Annotated in this window: 13 protein-coding genes; 10 read left to right on the top strand and 3 right to left on the bottom strand. The window is 56.8% G+C overall.

Going from position 1 to position 26,774, the window contains the following annotated elements; all coding sequences use genetic code 11:
• Positions 1 to 155: 155 nt before the first annotated feature.
• Entirely contained in the window at positions 156 to 2,366 is a 2,211-nt protein-coding gene (locus BMX17_RS17090; RefSeq protein WP_092662323.1) for an AAA domain-containing protein, read from the top strand.
• A 167-nt stretch (positions 2,367 to 2,533) separates the two neighbouring features.
• On the opposite strand, the gene BMX17_RS17085 is transcribed toward BMX17_RS17090, so the two are convergent.
• On the bottom strand, positions 2,534 to 3,340 hold the full coding sequence (locus tag BMX17_RS17085) for a recombinase family protein (protein ID WP_092662321.1): 807 nt from the start codon (positions 3,338 to 3,340) through the stop codon (positions 2,534 to 2,536).
• A gap of 808 nt (positions 3,341 to 4,148) precedes the next feature.
• Here BMX17_RS17085 and BMX17_RS17080 point away from each other — a divergent pair.
• From BMX17_RS17080 to BMX17_RS17040, 9 genes are all read left to right on the top strand, one after another.
• Positions 4,149 to 4,610 carry a hypothetical protein gene (locus tag BMX17_RS17080; RefSeq protein WP_092662319.1) on the top strand — a complete coding sequence of 154 codons (462 nt, stop codon included), beginning with the start codon at positions 4,149 to 4,151 and terminating at the stop codon, positions 4,608 to 4,610.
• A gap of 2 nt (positions 4,611 to 4,612) precedes the next feature.
• Positions 4,613 to 5,215 carry a hypothetical protein gene (locus tag BMX17_RS17075; protein WP_092662317.1) on the top strand — a complete coding sequence of 201 codons (603 nt, stop codon included), beginning with the start codon at positions 4,613 to 4,615 and terminating at the stop codon, positions 5,213 to 5,215.
• Positions 5,216 to 5,335: 120 nt separating this feature from the next.
• The gene (locus tag BMX17_RS17070; RefSeq protein ID WP_244515035.1) at positions 5,336 to 6,178 is read left to right on the top strand and encodes a BrxA family protein; all 843 of its coding nucleotides are present in this window, start codon (positions 5,336 to 5,338) and stop codon (positions 6,176 to 6,178) included.
• Positions 6,178 to 9,924 carry a hypothetical protein gene (locus BMX17_RS17065; RefSeq protein ID WP_092662313.1) on the top strand — a complete coding sequence of 1,249 codons (3,747 nt, stop codon included), beginning with the start codon at positions 6,178 to 6,180 and terminating at the stop codon, positions 9,922 to 9,924. Before BMX17_RS17070 ends, BMX17_RS17065 begins: the two co-directional genes overlap by 1 nt.
• Positions 9,921 to 10,541 carry a BREX protein BrxB domain-containing protein gene (locus BMX17_RS17060; RefSeq protein WP_092662311.1) on the top strand — a complete coding sequence of 207 codons (621 nt, stop codon included), beginning with the start codon at positions 9,921 to 9,923 and terminating at the stop codon, positions 10,539 to 10,541. The genes BMX17_RS17065 and BMX17_RS17060 overlap by 4 nt, the downstream gene beginning before the upstream one ends.
• Positions 10,538 to 14,377, top strand: coding sequence for a hypothetical protein (locus BMX17_RS17055; protein ID WP_092662309.1), 3,840 nt, complete (start codon positions 10,538 to 10,540; stop codon positions 14,375 to 14,377). The genes BMX17_RS17060 and BMX17_RS17055 overlap by 4 nt, the downstream gene beginning before the upstream one ends.
• A 69-nt stretch (positions 14,378 to 14,446) precedes the next feature.
• Positions 14,447 to 18,754: a BREX-5 system adenine-specific DNA-methyltransferase PglX gene (pglX, locus tag BMX17_RS17050; RefSeq protein ID WP_092662307.1), complete on the top strand. Its 4,308-nt coding sequence runs from the start codon at positions 14,447 to 14,449 to the stop codon at positions 18,752 to 18,754.
• Positions 18,755 to 18,756: 2 nt separating this feature from the next.
• Complete coding sequence (pglZ, locus tag BMX17_RS17045; RefSeq protein ID WP_092662305.1) at positions 18,757 to 20,922, top strand: BREX-5 system phosphatase PglZ; 2,166 nt, start codon at positions 18,757 to 18,759, stop codon at positions 20,920 to 20,922.
• 6 nt (positions 20,923 to 20,928) lie between these two features.
• Complete coding sequence (locus BMX17_RS17040; protein WP_092662303.1) at positions 20,929 to 23,835, top strand: helicase-related protein; 2,907 nt, start codon at positions 20,929 to 20,931, stop codon at positions 23,833 to 23,835.
• 75 nt (positions 23,836 to 23,910) lie between these two features.
• Here BMX17_RS17040 and BMX17_RS17035 read toward each other — a convergent pair whose 3' ends face one another.
• Both BMX17_RS17035 and BMX17_RS17030 read right to left on the bottom strand, forming a co-directional pair.
• Positions 23,911 to 25,335, bottom strand: coding sequence for an argonaute/piwi family protein (locus BMX17_RS17035; RefSeq protein ID WP_244515034.1), 1,425 nt, complete (start codon positions 25,333 to 25,335; stop codon positions 23,911 to 23,913).
• Positions 25,332 to 26,717 (bottom strand): hypothetical protein, encoded by a 1,386-nt coding sequence (locus BMX17_RS17030; protein WP_092662301.1) that lies wholly within the window; start codon positions 26,715 to 26,717, stop codon positions 25,332 to 25,334. Before BMX17_RS17030 ends, BMX17_RS17035 begins: the two co-directional genes overlap by 4 nt.
• Positions 26,718 to 26,774: the final 57 nt, after the last annotated feature.

Here is a 26,774-nt window from a genome sequence, read left to right as displayed (position 1 = left end):
CGGGGACGTGACACTCCCTGCACTCGTCGGTGTGCGAACGTAAGTTCTCAACGCTTCCGCGTTCCGCCGGTGAGGGAAACCGCGCCGTTTACGGCGCGGACGGTGTCACAAATCCACGAACGATTATGTGTGTCCGGGGTGGCAGTTTCGAATAGATGTCACTGCTGTTCGAGCACGCTGTCGAGCAGTTTTCTCCAGCCCGTGCCTCACTGTGTGCAGTCGACGAGGGCGATCTGAACACGACCGACACGGACGTGCCGGTTCGCCCTATCGGCGAGTTCGCCAGGCACCACGCGTCACTCGCCCACCCCGAGCGGGACTGGACCTGCATTCCGCTTCACGGCCGCGACGACGCCGAGCCCACCAACGAGTTCGTCGCGTACACCGATCATGACGTGCGCGGTGAGATTTTTCTCGTCGAGCGCGACGGCGACTACGAACCGATCGCGGCCGAAGAGTTCGGACGAACTCAAGTGGCGGACCGTATTCGCTTCTGGCACTCCGACTACCTGCCCGAATCGTACCCGCCGGGGTACGACGCACCGATCGATGATTACGAACGGCCGCGTAATCCCGTCGACGGTGACCTACTCGATGAGTTTCGGTCGTACGTGGCTGACGAGCGGGACGCCACTCGCGACGGCAACTGGGAGAGCGCATACAGACAGTCGGCGCGGAAGCGGTACGAACAGGGTGAATCCGCGATCCCGGCGCTTACCTGTCTCGGCGAGGACGACGACGCCTACCGATTCCGGGTCGAACTGGATTCCAGCCAAGCGGATCGCAGGGAGGGTGACTGGGCGTACTTCGTCGAAAACGAGTTCGGCATCTACCAAGACAACGAAGTATTGCTACACGCCGACGACGAAACTGATCAATTCCCGATCGCAGCCACCGTCCAGCGCATCCGCGGGCTGACCCTCTGGCTGACAGTCGACTGGAGCGCCGTCGAGGACTCCGCTGCGGTCGGGGCACAGCTTGAACCTGACCGAGAGTTCGGGCTCTCGGAGCTGCTCAATCCTGTGCCTTTCCAGCGGGAGCTGGACGCAGTCGACGACCTTCGAGACGACACGTTCCGCGAGGTACTGGTCGGTGACCGTCCGCTAACCTTCTCCAACGAGGCGGCCGCGTTGAGTGAGTCGTTCGACGCGGAACTGAACCAGGAGCAGCAACTGGCGGTCGAGTACGCCTTGCTGGCCGACGACCTGTTCTGCATCCACGGGCCGCCCGGCACCGGGAAGACCCGTACCCTGCTGGAGATCATCCGGCGGGCGGTCGACGCCGGCGAGGACGTGCTCGTCTGTGCCGACTCTAACCAGGCGCTCGACAACCTCGTCGTCGGGTCGTCCACGCCCGACGAACCCGACGCCCAGTCGCTGCATGCCCACGGGCAACACGGCGACGGCGAATTCACGCTCGACCGTGCGAACGCCGGGCGGTCGGCGCACGATCTCGTCCGCCGACAGTACGGCGACGTTCCCGAGCGCGCGGATGTCGTTGCAGCGACGAATAGTAGCGCTGCCGCGCTCGCACGAGACTTCGATCTGGTGGTCCTCGACGAGGCGACGCAGTCCACCTGCACCGCCTCCTGCATCCCGTTGGCCCGGGCCGATCGCGCAGTGCTGGCGGGTGACCACCGACAGCTCCCGCCGTTCAGTGCGACCGAGGATCCACCCGCGTCGAGTTACGGGCTCTCGCTGTTCGAGCATCTCTACGCCGACGGCGGTGTCTACGAAGGGGTTGGCCTCCAGCTCAAGACCCAGTATCGGATGCACCCGGACATCGCCTACTTCTCGAATCGGGAGTTTTACGACCGGACACTCCGGAACGGCGAAGTCGTTACGCCGCTTCCGGACAGACCGGCCATCCAGGGGTACAACGTCGGTGGATCAGTCGATCTCATCGACCACTCCCGAGCAAACACGACCGAAGCCCGACTGGTCGTCCACCTCGTCTCGGAGTTACTCGACGAGGTTCCACCCGCCGAAATCGGCGTAATCTCGCCGTACGCCGCGCACGTCCGGCTCGTGCGGGAGCAACTCGACGACCACGTCGATGCCAGCGACGCGATCACGGTAGATACCATCGATTCGTTCCAGGGCAGCGAGAAAACTGCGATCGTCCTCTCGCTGGTCCGAAGTAACGCCGAGGGTGACCTGGGCTTCCTCGGGCGACCACAGGACGGTCCCCGGCGGCTGAACGTCGCGTTGACGCGAGCGAAGCGCTACTGTGCTGTGGTCGGCGATTTCCACACGCTCCGATACGATACCGATGGCAAGTCGACCGAGCTATACCAGGACTTTCGCGATTTCTTCGCGACAACCGGCCGACTCAACGACGTTGACCCGGATTTTATCCCTGTCTGAGTTCGAGGACGCCGGCACAACGCTGGGCCGGCGCTGTGTAACCTCATCTCTTATGTTCTTGACTCAGATTTGTCTATTGACTAATAGCGTGACGAAGGTGGTGACAAGAACAGACAAAGCTTTGAAGAGGCGCAGATACAGACAATTTCTGGGACCCAGATACTGTCTCACTCTTTGTGCCGTTGAATCTCGTCGCGGACGATTGCCCTAATCTCCTGTACTGGTAGGTCGCTGTCTGCGGGTACTGTCGGCTCTCCCAGTGGTTCGAGTTCCTCCACCGCAACTTGCAGCCGCTCGTCGGCAGCCTCGGCATAGAAATAGAGGTCTCGCCGTTGATCGTGGAGCGTTCGCAATGTTGACTCGGCGACGGGAGTGCCGTTCGCTGCTTCGCCGTAGGTATTGCCCTGCTCGACGCGTTCGAGCGCGTGGCGAATGGTGAGGAATTCGTCGGCATCGACACGGAGATATCCCTCCTCGACCTCGAAGCCGGCTGGTGGACGTCCAGTCCAGCGACCGGCATCCTGTGCAGCTTCGATGCCCGACTGAATTCGGCGGAGTTTCTGCTTGTGCTCAACGCGGGCGAGGTCGCCCATCACGCCGGCAATGAGCTGGCTGACTGCGCGGTCGACGAGGTCGTCAGCGAGGCTGATCTCCAGGCCGACTTCCAGATCTCGGACGCCGGTTTCGTTGGTGAGGCAGAACTCGAGAAACTCGTGGATCTCGCCGGCGCCAAGACGAGATAGTCTCGAGAGTTCGTGTACCACGACGACATCCAGAGCATCGTCCTCGATGTCTTGGCGAAGGCACTGGTACTCCTCGCCTCGATCTGTCTGCGTACCGCTGATGATGTCGGCGTACGTATGTACCTCTGGGTCGTCGTAGGTATCCTCAACGAATTCCCGAAGCTCGTCGAGTTGTCGTTGGGGATCCTGATCAGCTGTCGAAACACGGGCGTAGATCCCGATATCGGACATACTTCTTCTGGTGGCCGGCTTACTTATAAACTACACCACCTTTCTGCGGGAGCGCAGGAAGCACTACCTTTCTGTGGAAATCTTGACTCTCTGATTATTCACAGACTCAACTGCATCCGAACGGCGTCTTGCCCGTTTTGCACCCATTCGTATCCTGCGCCCAACCCCAGTTTTTTCGGTATCCCAACACAATCGATGGTATGGATTCTGAGTTCAAAGGGACGTGCCCAGACTGTGGCTGTATGAATCTCTTTCGAGCTCGATTCCCCATCGAACCATCTCATCACGGTGACGAATTTGTCCGATGCAACGGATGTGAGATGATTTGGACCGTTTCTGATATCCGCGCAGGGGGCAAGCTTGGGAGTATCCACCCGCACGATTTCCGACTTATTACGGCATATATCGATGAAATCGCTTCCCGTGACGGATACACTGCAAAAGAAATCAATGGGCAGAAAAAATCTCTCCTTGGGATGGCCAAAAAAGTAGACGATCCACTACACGAAGCATCTATCCGTGAGTTCGATGACCCAGCAAATAGACGGGGGCGTTCGCTGGACCATTTCCTCCGATATGTCAACGGGCGGTCTCAGCATCTGAAGAAGCCAGACTAGACCAGACTAGTGTAGCTCCAAGGGTGAAGCTGGAGCTACGTTATCAAGTAACCACATTATCAAATTGAAACCACACTTCTAATGTCGTGCTACATCGCACAGGCCGGTCAAGAGTAGACGCGCCAATAACAAAAGAAGGCCCTGCGCAAGCACTAACAATGAATGGTGTGGAGATGTTATATCCTAAATACATGAAGAACTTCGAGGTGCCACTGTACTTGGTTGCAAACAAGGACCGTCTGACTTCGGACGCTATCACCCAGGCACACCTCATTTATGTCGGGCTCGAAGAACACGAGTTTCGTGAAGAAGCACCGGACTTGCAGGTATTCACAGCTCAACGGTTCTTCGCCGAGTTAGAAGGACCAACCTGGAGAGAGCGACAAGAGCAAATCAACATCAATCACCACGTTGAGCAACTTCCGAAATGTCTCGACATCCCGTTAGCGTTCGCCAGTAGTGGTGACATTGACCGGGCGCGATGGCTCCTTGAGGACATGATCGATCAGGGCATTCTCCACGAACCCAGCAGCGAACATCGAGAGTTCTTTGAGCGAGCTGACGCACAGGAGGAAGCCTTTGAACAGGTAGCCGAGGCGGAGGCCGAAAAACGGCGAAAAGAGGTCATTCGGGATCTCCGAAAACACAACTAACGATGGATGACTGGGACGAAGTGGCGATGCTAACCCGCAACAAGCCTAACAAGAACGAGCAGCGGGCACTCGGGGGGTTCATCGCCGAGGCTGACGTCGACCCGTCGACCTATGAGTTCATCCAGACCGAGGTTCCGCTCGGACTCCAGCGGGTTGCCAATGCGTTTAGCATTGAGATTAATTCTGACCGGTCGCGAGACGACATTCTCAGCGAGCGTTACGATGGGAAACCGATAGGTTTCCCGACAGCTAAAGATATCTCACAAAACCACGGCTTCGGGCGGCAGGCATACACCAGTAGTGCTGACCTCATCATGGTTCGAGATACCACCATCGATATTTTCGAGGTGAAGACCCGAAACGAGCGTATAGAGGGTGTTAACGACATCCACGAGGCGTTCGGACAGTTGGTTATGTATCTAGACCGGTTCTCTGAGGATTTCCCAACCTTGGTTGAAGAATACACGTTACGCGGAGCGGTTCTCGCAGAAGATTCTGAGCTAGATATTGAGTTGCTGGAGGCATCATTTATAAAACGAAATCTCGGATATTTTGATCCGCTACGAGGGGGGTTTCTTCTACAAATGGGGTCCGTCAACATGTAAGCAGGCGGAACATCTGGCTTATTTTCTATAGCATCCTTCATAACAGCGGCATGAGGTCAGCGGACGGCGTGTCTATAGCATGACGAACAATAAAGTGGGATGGCAGACTTCCACCAACACATGGTATCCCTCTCAGATGGCGGGAAAACTCAACTCCCCTCCTTATCCCGTCAATTCCCGTCTTCAGAAGTCAACATGGATCTAACCATGTGCGGGCTTCTCGTTAACCGAGCCGAAGAGCTTGCCCGCCTGTATCGAAGCAAGGAAAACTGGAATCAAGTCAAGGAAGTCTGGTTCGAAGAACGGCGTGCGAACCGCAGTACCAGGGGTAGTTCACAGAAAATCTATCGTGTCCTCACATCCCGGTTCAAGAACGCCCCCGCCAGTCTTCCAAATCCACGTGATCTACCCGCTGTGTTCGATGCTTGTGCGACAGTACGAGACAAAGCGCAGGTACTTTACCCATATCTCGTTGCTGACGACGCGCTCGTTCGCTACGTCGTCCACGAATACGTCCAACGGCTTTCGAGGGATCACCCCGAGGCGCTTGACTTCTCGAACAAGACACTGACGTCGCTTCTTACTCAATTCGAATACACTGACGGGACAGCGTACGACTACGCTGATTCGACCACGGAAAGATGGTGTGAAGGCTTCCGGTCGGTTATGCGGGATATCGGCGTTCTAGAGAGCCAGCAAGCTGTTGTTGGGAATCCTCCGTCGCTTGGGACCACCCCACTTCTTGTCGCGATGGGTTACTCGCACGAGGAAGACGGCGACGATTGGGTTGAGTCACCGATTGGCCTTCAGTACCTGTTTCAGCCGAACAATCGGTGGGATGAGCTCTACAATAGGGCCGCTGAGACAGACGCGTGGGAATTCGTCGAACTCCACGGTGGTCTCAAACTCAGGCCGGCCGACGAGTCGTACTCGTGGATCATTCAGGAGGAGGAAGACGACTGATGGTTGATGCATCTTGGTTCGAAGACCTTCCTGAGGATTTCGAGGAATCGGTACGTATCGACCGCGAGGACCAGTCTGAAGACGGGCACAGGCACCGGAAGCAGGCCATCGACACGTACCACGTGACAGCCGATTCCCAACAATTCCTCAAGGATTTCATCAACCGATTGCTCGGAGAGACCGAGGATATGCGTACAGGATCGAACTACTGGCTCTATGGGTACTACGGAAGCGGGAAGAGCCATCTGCTGACCGTTCTGGATGGGTTGATGGATACCCAGTGGCTCCAGACCCGCTCCGACGACGTCTGGACTGCACTCGTTCCAAATGCGTCGACGAGCAGCGACCTTGACACGTTGCGCGATCGGTGGGAAACCGTTCATTCCGACTACCACATCATCCCCGTTTCGGTGAACCTGCTGAAGTATCAAGGTCAGAAGCAACGCAGTTTCAGTGAGATTGTCCTTCGGCACGCTCACCAGAATCCACTCCTCACAGGCGTCGATGATACAATTTCTACTGGGCTGTCATCCCAGCTTGATGTTGCGTACTTCGAGGACTGGTATCAAACGACCGAAGCGTGGCCGGATCGCCAAGACCGAGCGGCAGCAGTTGTCGACGGGGTGACGCCGGACTCACCTCGATATGAGTGGGAGTCGGAAAACATCTGGACTGATGTCCAGCAGTACAGCGCGCTCTCCGATGTTGTGCTTCCCGAGTTGTTCAAGGATAGGACGGGCACGCGTGACGGCTATACTGACCTCCAGCCATCTGACATTGATCCAGAGGAGGTCGTCAGTCGGTTGGAATCGCTTCGACAGGAACGCGAAGAGGAGATCGGGGAACCAGTCAAACTCGTTCTCCTGCTCGACGAAGTGAGTCTTTTCATCGGGACCGACTTCGAGCGTCTCACAGAGCTTCAGACGCTCGCTGAAAACGTCGACGACATCGGTGATGGTGACATCCAACTCGTCGCGACGGCGCAGGCGAAAATCGAAGACGTCCAACCGAAATTCGCAGCTCACGGCGCTGATTTCAGTATCGTTAAAGACCGGTTCCCACACCGATATCAGCTACCGAGCAAGCACGTCGGCGACATCGCTAAACGCCGGCTCTTCCAGAAGTCAGAACCAGGTGAAGAGGCGGTTCGGCGTATCCTTGATGAAGCCGATGTGAAACCATCTGAATCGCTCATCTACAACGATATCAAGCAGAACACGAAGCCACCGCTCGGGGAGATTGACGGCAAAGACCTCGTCGAGTTCTACCCCTTCTTGCCGTATCATGCACCACTGTTCCTTGAAATCCTGTTCAACCTCCGGCGAGACGCCAATGATCCAGCGAAGTCTATCTTCTCGGGAACTGCACGGGCGATTCTCGCACTCATGCATGGATTGTTGGAGGACTGGGTCGACGAAGGATCGGAAGACCAGATTATCACGCTGGTCGATTTCTTCGAGCTAATTGAACCCGAATTGCGTGAAATCCTTCCTCGAGATATGCGTGTCGTTGAGGGTGCTGAAGAGACGACTGGCATCGCCGACGAAGTTGATGAGGATGTGAGTGAGATTCGGGAGTTCGATCTTGATGTCGCGAAGGTGGTACTGTTGCTCCGCCCTGTGTACGAAATTGTCCCGCTGACCGAAGGGAACATCGCAGTGGCAGTGATGTCTGATCTGAACGGTCAATCGTGGATTAGTACAACAAACCGCGTTGAGGAATCACTGGATCGGCTTGAGAAATTCATCCGCCCGACGCAAGACGAAAGTGGACCTCGCTATCGGTTTGCGACACAGGAAGAGCGTCTCATTTACGATGAGACCGAGGAGAACGAAGCCAATCCAGACTGGGACGCCGTGGTCAACACGATAGACGACCACCTCTGGGAAGACCTCATCCAGGACGTTCCTTTCCCAGAGTCAGTTCCGTATGGCGAGTCCGGGGAAGAATTCCCAGTCTCATACCATTTCGAACTCGACGGGACGACCTTCGAGACCAGTATTGTGTCTGAGGGCGGTCTGGATATCGATGTCGCCATTCAGGGTGTTCAGCCAGATACAGATACCGAACAAACAGACGAGGACACGCTGTACTGGGAAATCGACACTGACGGTCTCCAAGACTTGCGCGATCGGTTGGTTGAGTGGTGGGCGCTCCGTGATGCAATCGCGACGCGCGACACTCCGCCAGCGGTTGAGCGAGATCTCGAGGACCGTGCAAGTGCCGTTCGTAGCAAGTTGACCAGTGCGATGATGAGCGGGTCCTACAGGGTGAAAGACCGGACGAATATCAACGGTCTCTCGAATGCCGTTCGGGTCGCAGTGGACGTCACCTATCCTACTGACTTCCATCCGATGATGCTTCAGGTCGACGAGAGTCGACTGCGAGAATTGCGCGAACTCGATAGCGACGCACCCCTTCCAGCATGGGCACGGACGATTCAGGTTCCCTCGTCGAATCAGAATGGAGGGCAAGGCAAGCAGACTATTCAGCGGAACGTCATGTCTCTCACTGGTCGCCAGTTGAAAGACCGCGACGAGGGGCTGAACATGATTACTGTCCTTGATGGCATCGTCGAAGAGAAGCCATTCTACGACGAGGCTCGACCTGCCCTCCGCGCGATTATTTGGGGCTTCTGTCGGGAAGGCCGACTGCTCCCCATCGACGAAGACGGGAATACACTGGCAGACGAGGCTGTCCTCAACCTCGACAACCTCTCTGAGACGAGGTTGAAATTACTCCCACGCACGAACTTGGGCAAGCTTCTGGAAGAGGGAGAATTCAAGGAGACGACTGAAACTGTCGCGGAGGGTCTCATTCACCTCGAGGACGCCAACCAGCAAATCCGATCGAAGCTGGCTGGACTTCGCGAAGATGTTACGTTGGTTGTCGACACCGACATTCGGACTGATGAGGTCACTAGATTACTCACTGCGTTTGCCGACCGGTTAACCGAACAAATCGACGCTACCGACGACCGTCTTTCGACCATAAAATCACAAGACGACGGCATCGAGGAGGTTATTGAGAAGACCAACGAGACCCGTGAGTGGATCGAAGAGGTTACTGACGTCTGGAATCGTCGTCTTTCAACACTTCACCAGCTTGACGCGGTGCTTACGATTGGCAACAGACAGTTCGACTGGATTGACAAGGATGCCCAGTCTTCGATCGACTCTCGCTCGTCGGATGTATCGTCGTTCGATGGCGAGTGGTGGACAACAGACGGGTGGAGTACACTTTCCGGAGAACTGGTTCCAGATCTCGCTCCAGAACTTGAACGATCGTGGGACGCGTTCGCTGACGACCAGAACCTGCGTGAACTGGTCAGCCGTATTGAGGTGCATCCATGGGTGCTCCCAGCAACCGACCTCCCGGCAGGTGTTCACATCGCTTTCGAGGGCGAATACATCACGCCACTGCGCCAACTTCACCAGTGGTACGAAACAATAGAAGATGCCGTGGCGACGCTGTCAGGGGATGCCAACCCAGATGAGATTGTTGAGATAACCGACGACATAGCCCAATTAGACCCGCTTGACAGCGCTGTCAAATACGGACCGACTGAGTTGGATGCCCGGCTTGACGAACTGTCTTCGATCGTCGGTGATCGGACACCCGATGATGTCGATCAAATCGGCATTGTCCCGGATGATCGGCAGAAACTGAACCGGCGCTTGGAGCGTCTTGTCGAACAACAAGATCTTGAGATTGAGGAGACGGATGAAGGAGTGATTATTCGATGAGTCAGAGCAGTTCATCACCGTATCGCGAATTCAAAGAGAAGCTACGGACGTTCGCGCAGGGACAGCACGGTATCCGAAACCCGTTCGTAATCGCTGCTGTCGACCCGGAAGTCGAACATCAGGTCACAGACCGTCTGGCAACCTGGTCGGATGGCCGAAAAGAGCCACCGGAGCTCCCCAGCGACATCACTGTTCAGCCGATCTGGCTCGACGAACTTCTCCCCCAGACAGATGTGTACAAACTCCTCGTTGATTTGGGCGAGCCCCTGGCCGATCTCGATGACGATCGGTCGCCGGGAGAGCGTATCGAGGAGACGATGCAGGACCGCCTCGCCGAGCAACTCGTTCAACAGATGATCGAGGACGAACTCAGCGAAGACCAGTTGGAGACCCAGAGCCACGTGGTGCTCTTGCTCAACCTCGGCAGTCTGTATCCGTTCACGCGTGCATCAGAACTGCTCGACGAACTTGACCGACGGAACGTCAAGTCCACAATTGGAATCCCATTCCCTGGGGACGTCATTGGCGGGAAGCTGAGCTTCTTCAGCGACGAATCCCGCCACTACTATCCAGCCCATCAAATCGACACCCCGATCAAAGAGGTGCATCTCCAATGACTATCGTCGACCTCTTCCACAGCGACCCGACACGTCAACTCGAAGAAGTCCAGAAGGTCAATACCCGTGAACGGGCCGAGACAGACGTTAGGGAGTTCTACGAAACAGACAGCGCCGAGCGCGTCCTCACGGAACTCGGTGATGTCATCCAGACACATCCCAGTGAGGCTGCACGATTCCTCTACATTCATGCGACGTTTGGCTCGGGGAAGACCCACCTCCTGAAGCTAGTCGGCCTCCTCGCAGACGACGAGTCCCAGTTTGCCTATCTCGGTGATCGTTTGGCTGAGCAGTGGCCAGGCTTCGATGAACTCCAACAGTCTATCACTGACTCACACGCTGACCAATTCAAGCCGGTCTTCCTCAACCTACTTGACCGCGACGCGTCGAAAGAGCCTCCCCTGCCGTTCCTCATCTTTGAGGCGATTGGCCGTGAGCTTGGGTACCCGACTGACCCGAACTGGCTCCTCGAGTGGGCCTGGACTCTCGACATGGAGTACGACGGCGTCTGGGAGGCGCTTCAGGAGTATGAACACGACGGGCAGACGTTCGACGACGTGCTCGGTGAACGCGCCACACTCCGAAGCTGGCTCTACGATGCGTTGCCAGCGATACCAGAAACATCAGGGACAGATCTCGACAGCCGTTCGAAGGTAAAAGCGTCGATCGAAACCGCTGAAGACGACGTTGAGCCTGAAGCGTTCGATTCCGAGGATCTCGTCTCGCGTGTCGAGACTGCCACTGAATCCTTAAATGAAGGAGGCAAGCGAACGGAATTGCTGCTGGGACTAGACGAAGTTGCACTCTTCGTCGGCGATAGCAGCCATCGCTACCGTGAGTTCGAGGAGACGATGGAAGCGCTCCAGCGGGGCCCGAATCCCGTCGTCGTCACCACTGGGCAGTATTCACTCCCAGATACGCGTGAGAGCCTCATCGGTGAGCGCTCTGACGACCACTGGACGAACAAACAGGTGAAGCTCGAAGGAGCAGACACTGAGATTATTGTCCGGAAGCGGTGGCTCCAGAAATCTGACCCCGATGGGAAGGAGCGTGTCGAGTCGATGATGACGTCGATGCCTGATCTCTCACTCCACACGTACTCCTCTGTGACGAGCGCAGATCCAAACCCGATCGAATCCTATCCGTTCCGGGAATACGACCTATCGCTCTTGCGGGCGGTGATGCAGGACCTCATCACGCAGGGCCGGTCGACCGACCGAGACTACATCCAGGGTCGAGCGCTGCTCGTCTTGGTCAGGTCGTTGTTCACCAAATTCGGGTGGGCGTCGAAAGAGGAGGGGTCACTGGTCACGTGGGACGTACTGTTCGACCTGTTGGTCGAAGAGACGACATACCTCCCACTGTGGGTTCAGGAAATGATCGACAACACGCTGGTTCCAACGTTCGATGGCGACGAAGACGCGTGGGAGGTTCGCCTCGCCAAGGGACTCTACCTCCTGAACCAGATACCCGCTGTCCCCTCAACACCAGAAAACCTCGGTCGGTTGATGATTGACGACGTCACAGCGTCAGCCGACGACGTTGTCGAGCGAACTGAGTCAGGTCTGAAGACACTTGTCGAGAAGCAGAAGGCCCTCACCGAGACGAATGAAGAGGGTGACGAGGTGTACACGCTCGTCTCTGAGGAACAGGAGAGCATCCTCAGTCGCGCACAGGACAAGGCCGCGAAGATTTCCCCACACCAGCTATCAGCGTGGCTGGAGACGCGGTTGCGCGAGAACGACGACTTCTTCCAAAGTGACGGAAGCCTACAGAAGGCGGATATCGGCGACGAGCGCTCCGTCCCACTTCGGTATGATTACTCTATTCTCGAACCGGTCGACCGGGCACCGTCACCCAAGTATGACGCACTCCGTGTTCGAGTGCTGGCAGATGATCACGATACTGTCTCTGAACAAGTGGATACGTGGCGAGACGTGAACGACGGGCACGATGGTGGCGAACACATTTTGATTACGATTGAGGTACCTGGGACGATGCTGGAACGGATTCGCAACGTCATCGGGATGGGGCAGGTACTGGATGAAGAAGCGGAGTCCCACGACGACCTCGAACGCGAACACAGCGCCGACAAACGCCGCCTGGAAGCGTCGGTGGCTGAAATCCTCGAAGATGCATCGGTGTACACAGTACACGGACACCGCGGCGCACGCTCTAGCGTACTCGCCGATGTCGTTGAGGACCAGGTCGACACTGTGTTCGGATCGTCTCGAAAGACGCTCATGCAGCCACTCGTCGAAGTCGACGATTCGAAGGCGATGGCGGCGTTCTTCCGCGGCAGCGGTGAATGGCCGCTTTCGGACGCAGACGCAGCCATGCTTGGCGTCGATACCGATACTGCCGAGATCGCTGATAGCGGCTGGTGTCGCGAATTCATCGACAAGTACGAATCACAGAAGTCGGTCGACGTCGAGAAACTCCTCCAGCAGACCCAGACTGCGAACGGCGACTATCGTGGGACGCCACAGGAGTCAATTGCAGCGCTCCTGATCACGCTCGCGACTTCCAACGAGTCAGTCGCGCTCAAGCAAGATACCGAGTACGTGACCGACCCCGCCAATATCGGCCGACAAGTGCGGACTAAAGGTAGACTGACGTCACTCCAGATCCGGTTTGGGGTTGAGATTATCGATCCGAAGGCTGTGAGAGAACTCGTCACGACGGTACTCGGCGAGGAGCCAAGGGGCGATGGCCCGGACGAGTGGCTGGGCGAACTCGGGCAGTGGGTCGACGAGAACAGTGCGGTGATCAAGCGGACACTGAAAGGGGCCAACAAGGAATTCGACGTAACGCTCGACGCCTTCGAGGCGACGATCGAACCCGCCCTCGGGGGCGATGAGTTGTCCACATCCGACCTGGGAGCTGAAGATGACCTGGAGACGGTACTCGACGAAGCGAAGACCTTCGCGGACGCTCGCGAGCTCTTCGGCGTTGAGGACGATGGGGAAACGCTGTGGGATCGCTTTAGTGACGAACTGGACACGATGGCGTCGCTCTATCCGAGTGCGTCGGTCACTGACAGTATGCGAGCGACGGCCGAAAGCAACACCGTCCCGAGTGTGGCGACGGTCGAGTCACGGCTCCAGGAGGCGAAGGGACACCGCGTCGATGAAACGTCGGAACAGTACCGACGAATTACGGGTGACACCACTGCCGAATCCGATCCCGACACCATCTGTGGCGACCTGAGCGCGTGGCTTCAATCGAACAAGGACGGCGTTCGAGAAATCAGCAGCGCAGCCACCGACGAGTTCGACGATGTCGTCCTTGACGATTTGGAAGCGAAATTCGAGAATGTGTGGTCCGGGGAAGAGCTACTGGAATCTGACCTTGTCGACTCTACCGTCGTGCAGCAGGCCGATATGTACGAGCAGGTTCGCGAACTGCTCGACGACACTGAGGGGCAGAGCCTTTGGTCGGAACTACAGGATGCAGGTCGACGGCTACGTGAAGAGCACCCAGATTCGCCGACAACTGACGCCGTGGAGACGGCACTCGACTCCTCGCGGCCACCCACGAAGAGACGTGTGAGCCAACTCATCGAGCGTGCCAAGAAACCGAAACCGCCTGGGGCAGACGATGATGCGTGGGCCAAGCTTCAGACCGTTGCTGAGGAACTACGCCAAGAGCTTCCGAATGCTACTGTGACTGACGAAGTTACTGCGGCTGTCGATGCCGACGAGCGGCCGACTGAAGAACGGGTGAACGAGCTGCTTTCGGAAGCGGAAACGGTCTTGGAGCGAATCCGGGGCGTGAAGGAACGTCTGGACGGTCTCGAGGATGGGAGAATTGTTCTCCTTGAAAACTCGGACTGATTAGCATTCGTTACCCTTCGGCAACATTAAAGACGCTTCTCTGTCTCGGGAAAAGCATACATATCCCCTATGGCAAGTGATTCTCTCTCCCAGCGGAAGGCTCAACTCGATAAGTCAGAGCGTGAACATCTCGAAGATGTCGTCACCGAGATGCGTGAGCGCGTTGAGGATAACGTCGAATTCCAACTCACGCAGAAGGGGCTTGACGACGAACAGGGAGACTCCGACTCACTGGACGAGAACACCCAGCAGCTCGTGGAAGCGATTGAACTCGAAGCCGTCGACGGCGAAACGTGGGCTGAGGCCTTCGATCAATACGTCACAGGCGTGGGCTATACCATCGTCAACCGTCTGGCCGCACTGCGCTGCATGGAAGTGCGGGGTTTCATCGACGAGGAAGTCACCGTATTCAAGGATAACGGCCTGACACCTGCCGCCGAGACGCTCGTCCACGAGGAGTTCTTGCTGGAAGACGAAGCGATCCTCGAAGCCTACCACAACGCCTGTGACAACCTCGCCGAAGAGATCGAGATACTCTTCGACCGCTCGTCTGCGTACAGCCTGATCGACCCGGACGACGACACCCTCGAGGAACTCTGCAAAATGCTTGATTCCGTACCCGACGAGGTCTGGCGGGCCGACGACGTGCTCGGGTGGGTCTACGAATACTACAACGTCAAACTCCTCGACGACCTGCGCCGCAAGGGCGACCGTGAAGGACTCGACCCCGAAGATGTCCCGCCGGCGAACCAGTTTTACACGCCTCATTGGGTCGTCCGGATGCTCACCGACAACTCGCTGGGGAAGCTCTATCTCGAACACACCGGCGAGTTGCAGGACGTCGTGAAAGCGCAGGAGGAGTTCTCCCCTGACGAGCGGAAGAACCGCCCTCTCTCACCGGACGAATCGCCTGACATTGCTGACTTCTGTACCTACCTCGTTCCGTCTGAAGAGGAGGGCGAGCCCACTGATTTCGACCACCCTGAAGAGCTTCGGGTCATCGACCCAGCCTGTGGGAGTGGGCACTTCCTGCTGTATGCCTTCGACGTGCTGGAGCGCATCTGGCGCGCCGAGACCGACCTACCTTACGAGGAGATCCCGCGGAAGATTCTCCGGGATAACCTCTATGGCGTCGACCTCGACATGCGGGCCTGCCAGCTCGCGGCGTTCAATCTCTACTTGAAGGGACGGACCCGTACCGAGGTGGAGGGTGCGAGTGGCTTCGATATGCCCGAGGTCGGCATCGTTTGTTCCGACGCGACAGTCGCTGAGATCGACGGCGTCGAGGAGGTGTTCGAGGAAGTCGCCGGCGATGATGAAGATGTCGAGCAGGCACTGCGGCGTATCCTCGACGCGTTCGAGGAGGTTCACGGCCTTGGGAGTCTCCTTGACGTGCGTGGGACGCTCGGCGACCTCTTTGAAGACGACGCCGACGTTGGGGGCACCCAACTGACCCTCGGCGACGACCCTCGGGAGAGCCACACCCTCGGGCAGGTATTGCATAGTCTGCGTGAGGCCGTCGAGCAGCATCGGGAGTCGGATTCATTCCTCGCACAGGACCTGCGGAGTTTTGTGAGGTTACTGGATATTCTGGCGCAGGACTACGACGTGGCGCTGATGAACCCGCCGTATGGGTCCGGAAATCGGATGCCAAAGAGTGTTAAAAAATATATCAAAAATAAATACAAATACAATACAGAATATTGTAGTAATTTTGTTGAAGTATGTAACAATCTCTGCAAGAATAACGGTAGAATCGGTATGCTGATTAAGAGAGAGTTTATGTTTAAGAAAACCTATCAGGACTTCCGAGAAGACTTTGTTGGAGGGTCTGGTTCATTTGACTTCCTTTCAGAATATGGTCTCGGCGTTCTAGATAACGCTCACGTAAGAACTGTGGGGTCCGTTCTGAGAATTGGCGTCGATCAGGAGCCAGATGGTTCATTTATCCGATTACATGATGTTCAGACCGAGGAGAAAGAGGACGTGTTCTTGCGGACACTAGAATCACGGAGAGTAGACGGAATACGACGGTTTTATCGAGTACCCATGAGAGAATTTGACAGTATTCCGGGAACTCCGATTAGTTATTCTATCCCGAGCGAGGTACGACAGCTGCATCAGTCGGATATAAAGATTGACTCTGAAAAAGCGACTGGCTCAGTAGGAAATGCTGCGCAAGGATTGCTAACTGGAAATAATGATCGGTTCCTAAGATCGCACTGGGAAACGGAAAACGACGAATCATTCGTCCCCATCTCAAATGGAGGCGAAAAAGCGTGGGTCCTCCCTCAAGTAGACTCTACAGTTCAATTTGAGAATAGTGGTATAGAGTTACAGAGAATATCTGGCTCTAGATTCCAGAATTCCCAATACTATGGTCAATCAGGCGCAACTTGGACCTATATAAAAGAGACAGGAAGAAGGTTTGGTTACTTCCCGGAAGATGGTGTTTTTGGCTATTCTGGATCAATGCTATTCCCTAATGAAAACTATAATACATGGAAGCTAATCGGTGTACTAAATTCTGATATTTACCATGCTCTTTTCCTGTCCTTGACCGCAGGTAGGCATTGGAATCCTGGGGAAGTAGGACGAATTCCATGGATGGAATCACTGGACAAGATAAATGAAATACAACAAATAGTCAAAGATCAGTATTCATTGCAGATTAATCGTAGGTCTAGAAGTCCGTTGAGTCCGTATTATATCGGTCCAAACATCCTTCCTTCTAATAATCGGGAGAATTTCTTCTATGATCATCCACATAACAGAAATGCTGAGGTACCGGAGGTAGAGACAGTAATTGACCGATCTGATAAAATCAAGACTGCGGCAGTAAAGGCAGAAAAAGATAGCAATTCTCACGACAACAGAATGGAAAACCTGAGCGAGAGGATAGACTCGCTAGTTTATAATACTCTAGATATATCGAAGACCTCTCGCGAAGAGATACGTCAAGAAATCTTTCTCCGTACTTCGGAATCCCCTGAGGATCGCGAAGTCCCTGATCCAGAGTCAGTTACCGTTACTCCAGAAAATATTGATGACTACGTAAGAGACCTCATCCACCACTTCGCGATGGAGGCTGTCCGCGAGGAGCCAGACGGTATCGTCCCGATCCATGGTGCCGACGATCAGGCAGACATGGTTGACCGCATCGTCGAGCGCTTCGAGGAAGCGTACGGCGAGTACGGCGAGGACCGCCTCGTCGAGGTCGACGAGATCCTCGGCGCCGAGTCGGCGACCGAGGAGGCGTACCCCAACCTCCGTACCTTCATCGAGGACGACCTCTTCGACTACCACGTTGACACGATGGAGAACACGCCGGTTCTCTGGCGACTCACTACCGAGCGTCTCATTGCCGACTCCACGGGAGAAGGCTTCGCCTGCTTCGTTGACTACCACAGCCTCGACGCCGGGCTGTTCGACCGACTTGCGAACCAGTACCTCGAACCGCAGAAGGCCGAACTGCGGGAGCGCCGGAGCGCGGCGAACCGGCGTCGGAGCGACGACTCGCTCTCGGCAAGCGAGCAGGCCGAGGCCGCCGAGCAGTACGAGCGCTGTGCGAGCGGGCTTGACCAAATCGCCGTCTTCGAAGACGTGATTCAAGACCTCGGAAGCACTGATAAACGGGACTTCAACGACGAGGATCGCAAGCGTGTCGAGGAACTCGCCCCGAAAGTCGCCGCGTTCCGCGAGGAGACTCGCTCTCGGATCGAGACGCTAGTCGAACTGCGAGAGCGTAACGACGAAGAGTGGTTCCAGGACACGTTCGCCGAAAAGTTCTGGGACGCCGTCGACAAGTGGCGCGACGAGTGGATTGACGCGCTCGAAGAACTCGAACGTGCCTGCGAGGCGTACGCCAAGCCCGCCGACGAGCCCGTCGAGGCACACCTAGCCGACCTTTTCGACTACTTCAACTGGCGGCTCAAGGGCTCCGACCACTACTCTAGTACGGGCATCCTGTTCATGACTTACTACTTTGAGCGCGAGGGGGCCGACCTGCTCAACGACGACGGCCAGCCGTTCGATACGCTCACCGAAGATGAACGGCTCCGCGCCTCTCTGGCGATGGGTATTGACGACCGCTCGATCGTCGACGAGGAGTACCTAGAGGTAATCGCCGACGACGAGGACATTGAGAGCGTCGACGACCTCCCGCCACTGGCTGAGTTCAAAGCGCTGGCCGAAGAAATCGATGATCGCTGCCAAGAAATCGATAAACGCATTCCCTCAGACTGGGCTGACCGCGCCCTCTCGGAGATCACAACCGCTGGCTATCAGCCGAACCGGAAGCACGGTGTCGAGATCAACATCACGCCGCTCGCCGACGCCGAGATCGTTCCAAAGACCGTTAACGACGACGTCCTGTAACCATGCCCGCGACGAAGACCCTTCCACAGTGTGCTGAAGACGCCATCGAAACTGCCATCGACGAGGCAGTTGACGAAGATCCAGTCGTGCTCTGGTGGGACGACGGCGGCTACCTCCATGACATCGTTGAGAGCGTGAGTCACTCGCTGGGCTGTGAGTTCCACGCGGCCGATCAGACACCGCTTGAGCTCCGCACTGACGCACCCCGCAACCGAACTGTCTGGTACGTGCCACAGGGCCACAGCGACGACGTAGACTGGTTCAAGGATGTCGAAAACACTGGTAGTGTCGTCGAAGCCCACATCGGCAAGCTCGCAGCGCGCTGCTTCGAGAACGATCGCTTGCAGGCTGCTTCACTCCGCACGGCCTACGAGGATGCCGACGAGAACGAACGCAAGCAGGTCGCGAAGACACTCTTTCAGGAACTCAACGGCGATGGCGGCCTACCTGATCTCCAGAGCCTCCAGACGAGGATTGTGCTGGACGGCTATGACGATTCGGTGCAGTTCATCCTCGAACACGGCGTTGAGAACCTCCCGGACAATTCAGACGAGCTGCTGAAAATTCGTAACCTGTTGGTCGACGATGGCGTCACTGCCGTCGAGGGAGTCACCGACGAAGACACACTCGTGACGCGAACCCGCCGCTGGGCGGTCGCCGAGTGGCTCGTCGACGCGGGTCTCGACGAGTCGTTCTTCGATGCCGAGTACCGGCCCGAACCCAGTTCGGGACTCGGAATCTCCCGACCCGAACTCCAGTCTCTACTGAGCAAGGTCGACCCCGAGCGTGCTGAAGAACTCGCCGACATCTATCTCGACCCTGACACCACCTTTTGGCACGACATCCTGCGAACCTATGATGACCCGTGGGAACTTGCCGACTGTCCCGTTGATGCCTCACTCGAACACGAACTGTGGGACGAGTGGACGCAGGCGTTCCACGACGGCGAGTACGAGACGTGTGAGACTCGTGCGTCAAAGCGCCACCAGCGTCTGGAAACGACCTATGGTGACGTTCCGTGGACTCTAGTCTGGGAGCAGGCCATCGAAGTCGCCAACCTCGCTCACGAACTCGAGACTTGGGAGGAACGCGGCGACACCACTGACGTCGTTGACCTCTATGGCGACGTCGATAACGGAACTTGGCAGATTGACAATGCCGTGTTCAACCTCATCATCTCTGGTGAGCCCGAACAAGACCTTCCGGAAGAGCATCCCGCGACGGCGACGCTTGCGGATCTGCGCACGTCACTGACGGAATCACGGTATCTCGACTACCTCAGCGATCTCGGTGACCTCGTTGTCGACCAGATCGAAGCCGGCTCGCCGTTCGTCGGCAAAAACTACGCCCACCAGTTCTTCGAACAAGAGCAAGACCACCTCCAGAGTGGCCAGAGCGTCGCATTGTTCATCGTCGACGCGCTGCGATTCGACCTCGCACACGAACTGGCTGAAGCCGTCCGGCGTGAGCTTCCGGGCCTTGAGGTCGACGAGACTGCTTGGGTCGGAACGCTCCCCTCGGACACTGAATACGGGAAGGCAGCACTCACGCCGGGCAGCAAGTTCAGCTTCAATATCGAACTGGAGGATGGCGAACTCTTCCCGGAACGCAACGGCCGCAAGATCACCAACTACCGCCGGGAGAAACTGCTGAAAGACGACGGGTGGAGCTACATCATGCAAAGCGAGGATCACGAATCAGGATGGGGGCAGCCTCGTGTCGCCTACTACTGGAACGACCTCGACAAAGCCGGTGAAGAGGAGCTGACCGATTTCGAGGGCGTGTTCAGCGACCGGATCGATTCTATTGCCCGAATCATCTGTGAGAAACTCGGCAACAACGGGTTCGATCGTGCGTACATCCTCGCCGATCACGGCTTTGTCTCCCTTCCACAGAGCGTCGACATCGACGACATTCACCCGCCCGATGAGGCCGAGAAAGTGACTCGTCGGTGGGTTGCTGGAGAGAATTTTGACGAAGACACACCTGGTGTCCTTCTTGACGAGGACACACACCTCGGCTACCTCGATGACGACACGAAGATCAGCGCTCTCGCGGACCCGATTCAGCGCTTCCGCAACCAGGGACTCCCGGACGCCCGCTTCTACCATGGTGGCGTCCTCCCCCAGGAGTTCGTCCTGAACTTCGTCACAATCACGCAGGAGTGACCACCCATGAATGATTTCGAGCCCGGTGACGCGATTCTTCTCAACGGAACCACCGCCGAGGTCATCAAAACCTACTCCGTGGGCGACCTCGAGTATCTCCGGGCCTACGTCGAAGGTGCGGGCGTGAAGACCGTCTGTATCGACGATGTCGATATCGAGCCGAAACACGACCAACTTGGCGAACTAAATCAGGCGTCAGCTGATCAGTTGCATCCTGACCACGAAACAGTCTCAGCCGAGTGGTTCGACCTGCGTTCCCAAGCACTCCAGCTCCAGATCGCTCACGAACAGGGGCAGTTGCTGAGTATCTCGAACTCGCTGGTCCGCCTCGAACCCTACCAACTTGCCGCAGTCAACTGGGTGATGCAGAAACTGCGCCAGCGCACGCTTATTGCCGACGACGTTGGCCTCGGGAAAACGATCGAAGCGGGTCTCATCCTCAAAGAACTCACTGCGCGAAACCGCGCCGACCGTGTCTTGTTCGTCGTTCCTGCCCATCTCCAGAAGAAGTGGATTCGCGATATGGACCGCTTCTTTGACATCGATCTGACGCCGGCCGACCGACAGTGGGTTGAAGCGGAGCGCCGCCGGCTCGGCGAAGAGGCGAACATCTGGGACCAAGACCACCAGCAGATGGTCACGAGCCAAGCCTTCCTCCGTCAGGATGAGTTCCAGCCTGCGCTCGAGGAGGCGTTTTGGGACGTCGTAGTCGTCGACGAGGCACACAAGGCCGCCAAACGGGGCGAATCCCCGAGCAAGACATCGAAGATGGTCGAACGGGTCGCCGGCAACTCCGACTCACTTCTCCTGCTCAGCGCGACGCCACACGACGGCAAGGGTGAGGCCTTCCGTTCACTCGTCGAGTACATCGACCCGTTCCTCGTCGCCGAGGATCAAGACCTCTCGAAGGAAGCTGTGGACCGGGTGATGATCCGCCGCGGGAAGCAGACCTTATACGATGATGACGGGGAACGTATCTTCCCCGATCGTGAGGTCAACACCGTTCCTGTGGAGATGACCCACGACGAACGGCAGTTCTACCGTGCCGTTACTGACTATGTTCAGAACGTCTACAATCGCTCCGAGAAGCTGAACGAGCCCGCAGTGGGGTTCGCGATGGCATTGATGCAGAAACGCCTGGTCAGTAGCATCGGCGCCATCCAGGCGACACTGAGTCGTCGCTTGGGCGACCTCGTCGACGAGCAGTCGACCTCCACTACTCTCTCAGAGGAGGCAGCTGCGTATCTCGACGGCGAGGACCTCGACGAGGAAGATAAACAACAGGCTGAGGAAGAACTCTCCGCGCTGACCGTCACCGAAAGCGATGCGCAACTCGAAGAAGAGATCGAAACGCTCCGCGATCTCGTCTCGCTTGCCGAGGGTATCTCGGTCGACTCCAAAGCCCAGAAGGTCCGTCGTTACATCCAACAGTTACTCGAAGATCAACCCGATGAGAAACTCCTGCTGTTCACCGAGTATCGCGACACACTGGACTACCTGCTTGACCTCGTGAAGGACGAACCCTGGGCCGACGAGATTCTCGTGATCCACGGCGACGTCGACAAGGAGGAACGTGCCCGTATCGAGGAAGAGTTCAACCACGGACAGTCCCGGCTGCTGTTCGCGACGGATGCAGCGAGCGAGGGTATCGACCTCCAGCACAGCTGCCACATCATGGTGAACTATGAACTGCCGTGGAACCCGAACCGCCTTGAGCAGCGCATCGGCCGTCTCCACCGCTATGGGCAGGACAAGGAGGTCAAGGTCTGGAACTTCACATTCGAGGATACGCGCGAGGGCGAGATCTTCGATATGCTCCAGAACAAGGTCGAGAACATCCGCGGCCAACTCGGCAACACGGCTGACGTGCTGGGGATGCTCGACGACATCAACGTCGACTCGCTCATTATGGAGTCCATCCAGAACGAGGAGCCTGCGAGCGCAACAAAGGAGGAACTCGAGGAACTCATCGACGAGCGCCAACGCACGCTTCAGGAGTGGTACGAACGCAGTCTCATCGACACGAGTACGTTCGACCAGGAGAGCCGAGAGAAGATCCAAGAGGTCATGGACGAGTCCGAAGACGTCTACGGGACGGAGGCTGACATCCACGAGTTCGTCGAGCGCGGTGTCGAGGCGCTCGGTGGCGAGGTCGAGAAAGCCGGGAGCAACCTCTACAGGGCCCAGCTCCCTCGCTCCCTTCGGCAAGGAACAAACGAAGAGTACGGACCGTTCACGTTCAGCAGAGACTTCGCGATGGACCACGATGGTATCGACTACGTTTCACCCGATGATGATCTGGTCCAGCGACTGATGCAGCAAATCCTGGATAGTGAGCACGGCGATGTTGGGCTGAAGCTCCTCCCGTTCGTCGACGAGCCAGGGATTGCGTACAACTATCACGTGACGTTCGAAGACGGCACGGGCGAGGTCATTCGCGAAGACATGATTCCAGTGTATGTTGATGCTCAGCATCAGGACCCGCGACAGCGATTGGGTCAGCGCGTCGTCCAGGGCGACAGCGTCAAAGGCTCGCCCGACGCTGACCACCTGCGGTCTCTGATTGAGAGTCAAGATCAGTTGCGGGGAGTTGCAGATCGCCATATTAGCCGGCAAGTCGCATCGCTTAGAGAGGAATTGCATGAGCGTCGGCGAGAAGAAACGCAACAAGAGCTGGACGATCTTGAAGAGTACGCGGAAGCCGAACGCCAGCGGATTCAAGAGTTTATTCAGAACTACGAGCAGAAGGCCGAAGCTGGCACGGACATGGATATCGCTATTCGAGGCCAGCAGGAGCGTCTGAATAAACTCGAGCAGCGTATTGAAAACCGGCGAAAGGAGTTGCAGCGGAAGGCACAGGTAATTTCTCTTGCCCCCAACGTCGAAAACTTCTGTTTTGCTCTTCCTGTCTAATACCAACTCCGTTGTAGAGGGATACAATGGACTGAAATAAGCCGTTGCGAGACTATAGAGGAACCACTGTAATGGTTACATGTAGTAGAAGTACTGCACCTGCGCGTCGTCAGGGTTGGCATCAACATCAGATAGAACGCGACCGACCTTTCGAGCGATTTTGATTGTCACCGGCATCTTCACCGCGAGAGCTGTCGTGTTCCAGTCCATCTTCGTGAGAAAGAGGGTTTCCTCACAGAGCTGGCGAGACGGTGTCTCGCAGAACTCGTCAGGCCGAACCTCAATCGGCGAGGGGATGTTGCTCCCCTCGTACGTCCCAACGCTCGCCGCATACCCGGTTGTGAAGAGGTAGTGGCGATCGTCGTCGGGAATGCTAAAGAGGCGGCCGCGCTGCGGAGTGAACTGCCCGTCCGTGAACAGTCGGACGTCCGTGCGCTCTCGGACGTGGACTAAGTCCCGTGTGGCCACGTCCGAAGCGGCATCTAGGAATCCCTCGCGCTCCTCCTCCCAGAATGCGGAAGTCTTGTGCAGTACCAACCTGCTGGGGGGCGACCCTCCTTTGCCTTGCTTGTAGTGGTCGATGATCCTCTTGACGAGTTGCTGGGCACCTTCGTAGGACAGGTGTGGCTTTCCGTTATCGTCCTCTTCCATGTTCCGCATCGGGTTGCTCTGGAGGATCGTGTGCCCGTGGTGGGTGAACACGTGGGTTAGCGCGGCGCGAACGGCGCTATCCCCGCGGCCGCGCTTATGGTAGAACGAGATGCCCGCGTAGCATGTTCCGGCATCGAGATCCTTGGTCTTCCACGGATACCCTCGCTGGGACTTGTAGAGGAGGCCCGCAGTCAGGTTCCACGCCCGTGAGGCACGTTGCCGCTCGGAGTTGATGTCTAACGTCGACGGCTTGACGAGCTGGGTTGGAATTCCCGCTTCCATTCCGAGGATCTTGATCCGGTTCCGTAGGTCGCTCCCGGCCGCCTGAATCTTCGACTCCGACTCGGTGTCTGGAGTACATTCGTCGATGACCTTCTTTGGGATGCAGACGACGATGACATCTGGCCCGTCTATGTCGGCGAGGAACTCGATGTCCCCTTGGAGCTGGTTGAGGAGTTCCTCCATCTTCGCCTTAGTACTGGACTCTGTCCTGATCGCTCGCAGACTAGCTTTGCTGATGCGCTGCTGCCACGCCTTCGTGTCGTCAATGCTGATGTTCAGGTTCGACTGTTCGCCGGTGCCCGGGTATGGAACCTGCCACGGCTTCACATCGTCGTCATCAGGGTTGGTGTGGATGGGCGACCTCATGTCCTGGAAGAGACCGGACAAGCGTTGGATAGAGGTTCTGTCTCCGATAATCCCCACCCGAATTGCGTGGTGTTCGTCCTCTCTGAGTCGGGGGCCATACTTGAAGAGTCCACGTTTCGGTGAAGACTCCGATCTGCCATCTCCAAACTGGATTTCGGGCTCCTCAAGATACTCCACGCGGAATGGATGGTAGACAGTCATTGTCGCTCGATGAGTTCGGTTCGTTCATCGCCATCGCTCGGTGGACGGCAGTTTGTCTCGATGTCTCTCACCTGCTCGAATTCAAGCTCTTGTATAGGCTTCGCCGCCCCGTAGGCCATGAGCGACTCTTGTGGATCCAATACCTCTGCCCACGCCTCGATGTTCCCCCGCTTGCGGGCGTTCTGCGGGTAGCGACTCTGCGAGAAGTCGTCTGATAACTTGTCTTTGTAGGCCGGATCGACGAGCGTCCTTCCGTCTTCGGTGAACTCCTGCTTTGGCGAAAACGCGTAGTAATATCGGCCGGCGAACCGCTTGACGTCAACTTCGATAGCACGGTGTCTGACAACTGGATGTCGGTCAGCCTCCTTGGCCAGCCATCGTCGTCCTACTTTCCTTTCCTTACCGTGGTTCCCGCCATCACTGAGTGGCATATAAATTAGCGTAACACGGCCGTCGTGTCGTTCACCGACCACGGCACCGTTCTCCCTTGCATAAAACGCGAGGAGTCCTTCTAGCAGAGACTTAGCCCAATTTTTGCTGTCGTCGTCAGATCGGTCGGAAAATTCCACGAAGCTCAGTTGGTCTTCGCCGCCGTCAGTCGCATCGGCAGCAGCATCGGGAAGATCTTCCTGAGGGAGCAGCGAGTAGAGCATTCCTTCATAGAGCGCTACCGGGGCATGGCGATTCATCTGCCTGCCATAGAAGGAGGACGGAGACACGCCGTCCTGTACAGCGAATCGGTAGACCGTACTCGGGAGGTTAGTCACCTCGAAGAAGTTGGTGTGGAGTTTGCCTTGTCCGTCTTTGATTGGCGAATACGGCGTGAGATACGGTTCGTAATCCAAGTCGCCCGTCCGCTCCGCCCGATCCGCTTCACGTACAAGTTCGACGTAGTCCCAGTTCCAAACGGTGGTGTCGGCGGCAAAGTCCTCAAAGGTCTCAACGGTATACTTAGACAGTTCTTCGCCAGTCTCTCCTGCTATGTCTTCCTGCAGTTCCTCGAAATATTCCCGGACAGTCTCGCTGTCTGGGTCTTGCCGAAACAACCGGCGCCACAGCTGCCCGTTGGCCTCATTACTGATGAAGAAGTGGAATTCGTACTCTGGGTTTTCTACCCAGCGAATGAAGTACTCAGCGAACCCCTCTTTGTACTTCTTCGGACTGAGACCCTGCTGGTTCTGTCCCCGATGTTTCGCCTCGGCTATAATGGGGCGCCCGCTTACCTTTGGCTTGAACTTCAAGTCAGTCCCGCTACCACTGACCTCGGCTCGGTCGGTGCAGATATATCCGCGACTATCCATGAACCGAATTACAGCATCAGCGTAGTCGCGTCCCTTCTGAGAGTTCGCCTCCCGTCCGCTTGGCGTTTCGTGTCCTCCCACAAGCCCATGCAAGAAGACCGGCCGCAAAACTGCTTCGGCGATATCGAGCCGATCCCC

The organism is Halorientalis persicus, assembly GCF_900110215.1.
Lineage (GTDB): Archaea > Halobacteriota > Halobacteria > Halobacteriales > Haloarculaceae > Halorientalis > Halorientalis persica.
The sequence above is the reverse complement of the archived record's forward strand: the minus strand, read 5'-3'. Positions and strand labels throughout refer to the sequence as shown.

Bases quoted from the DNA above. Each gene is read 5' to 3' on its own strand.
- BMX17_RS17090 (WP_092662323.1), top strand. From the start codon at position 156: ATGTCACTGCTGTTCGAGCACGCTGTCGAGCAGTTTTCTCCAGCCCGT.
- BMX17_RS17085 (WP_092662321.1), bottom strand. From the start codon at position 3,340: ATGTCCGATATCGGGATCTACGCCCGTGTTTCGACAGCTGATCAGGAT.
- BMX17_RS17080 (WP_092662319.1), top strand. From the start codon at position 4,149: ATGAAGAACTTCGAGGTGCCACTGTACTTGGTTGCAAACAAGGACCGT.
- BMX17_RS17075 (WP_092662317.1), top strand. From the start codon at position 4,613: ATGGATGACTGGGACGAAGTGGCGATGCTAACCCGCAACAAGCCTAAC.
- BMX17_RS17070 (WP_244515035.1), top strand. From the start codon at position 5,336: ATGGTATCCCTCTCAGATGGCGGGAAAACTCAACTCCCCTCCTTATCC.
- BMX17_RS17065 (WP_092662313.1), top strand. From the start codon at position 6,178: ATGGTTGATGCATCTTGGTTCGAAGACCTTCCTGAGGATTTCGAGGAA.
- BMX17_RS17060 (WP_092662311.1), top strand. From the start codon at position 9,921: ATGAGTCAGAGCAGTTCATCACCGTATCGCGAATTCAAAGAGAAGCTA.
- BMX17_RS17055 (WP_092662309.1), top strand. From the start codon at position 10,538: ATGACTATCGTCGACCTCTTCCACAGCGACCCGACACGTCAACTCGAA.
- pglX (WP_092662307.1), top strand. From the start codon at position 14,447: ATGGCAAGTGATTCTCTCTCCCAGCGGAAGGCTCAACTCGATAAGTCA.
- pglZ (WP_092662305.1), top strand. From the start codon at position 18,757: ATGCCCGCGACGAAGACCCTTCCACAGTGTGCTGAAGACGCCATCGAA.
- BMX17_RS17040 (WP_092662303.1), top strand. From the start codon at position 20,929: ATGAATGATTTCGAGCCCGGTGACGCGATTCTTCTCAACGGAACCACC.
- BMX17_RS17035 (WP_244515034.1), bottom strand. From the start codon at position 25,335: ATGACTGTCTACCATCCATTCCGCGTGGAGTATCTTGAGGAGCCCGAA.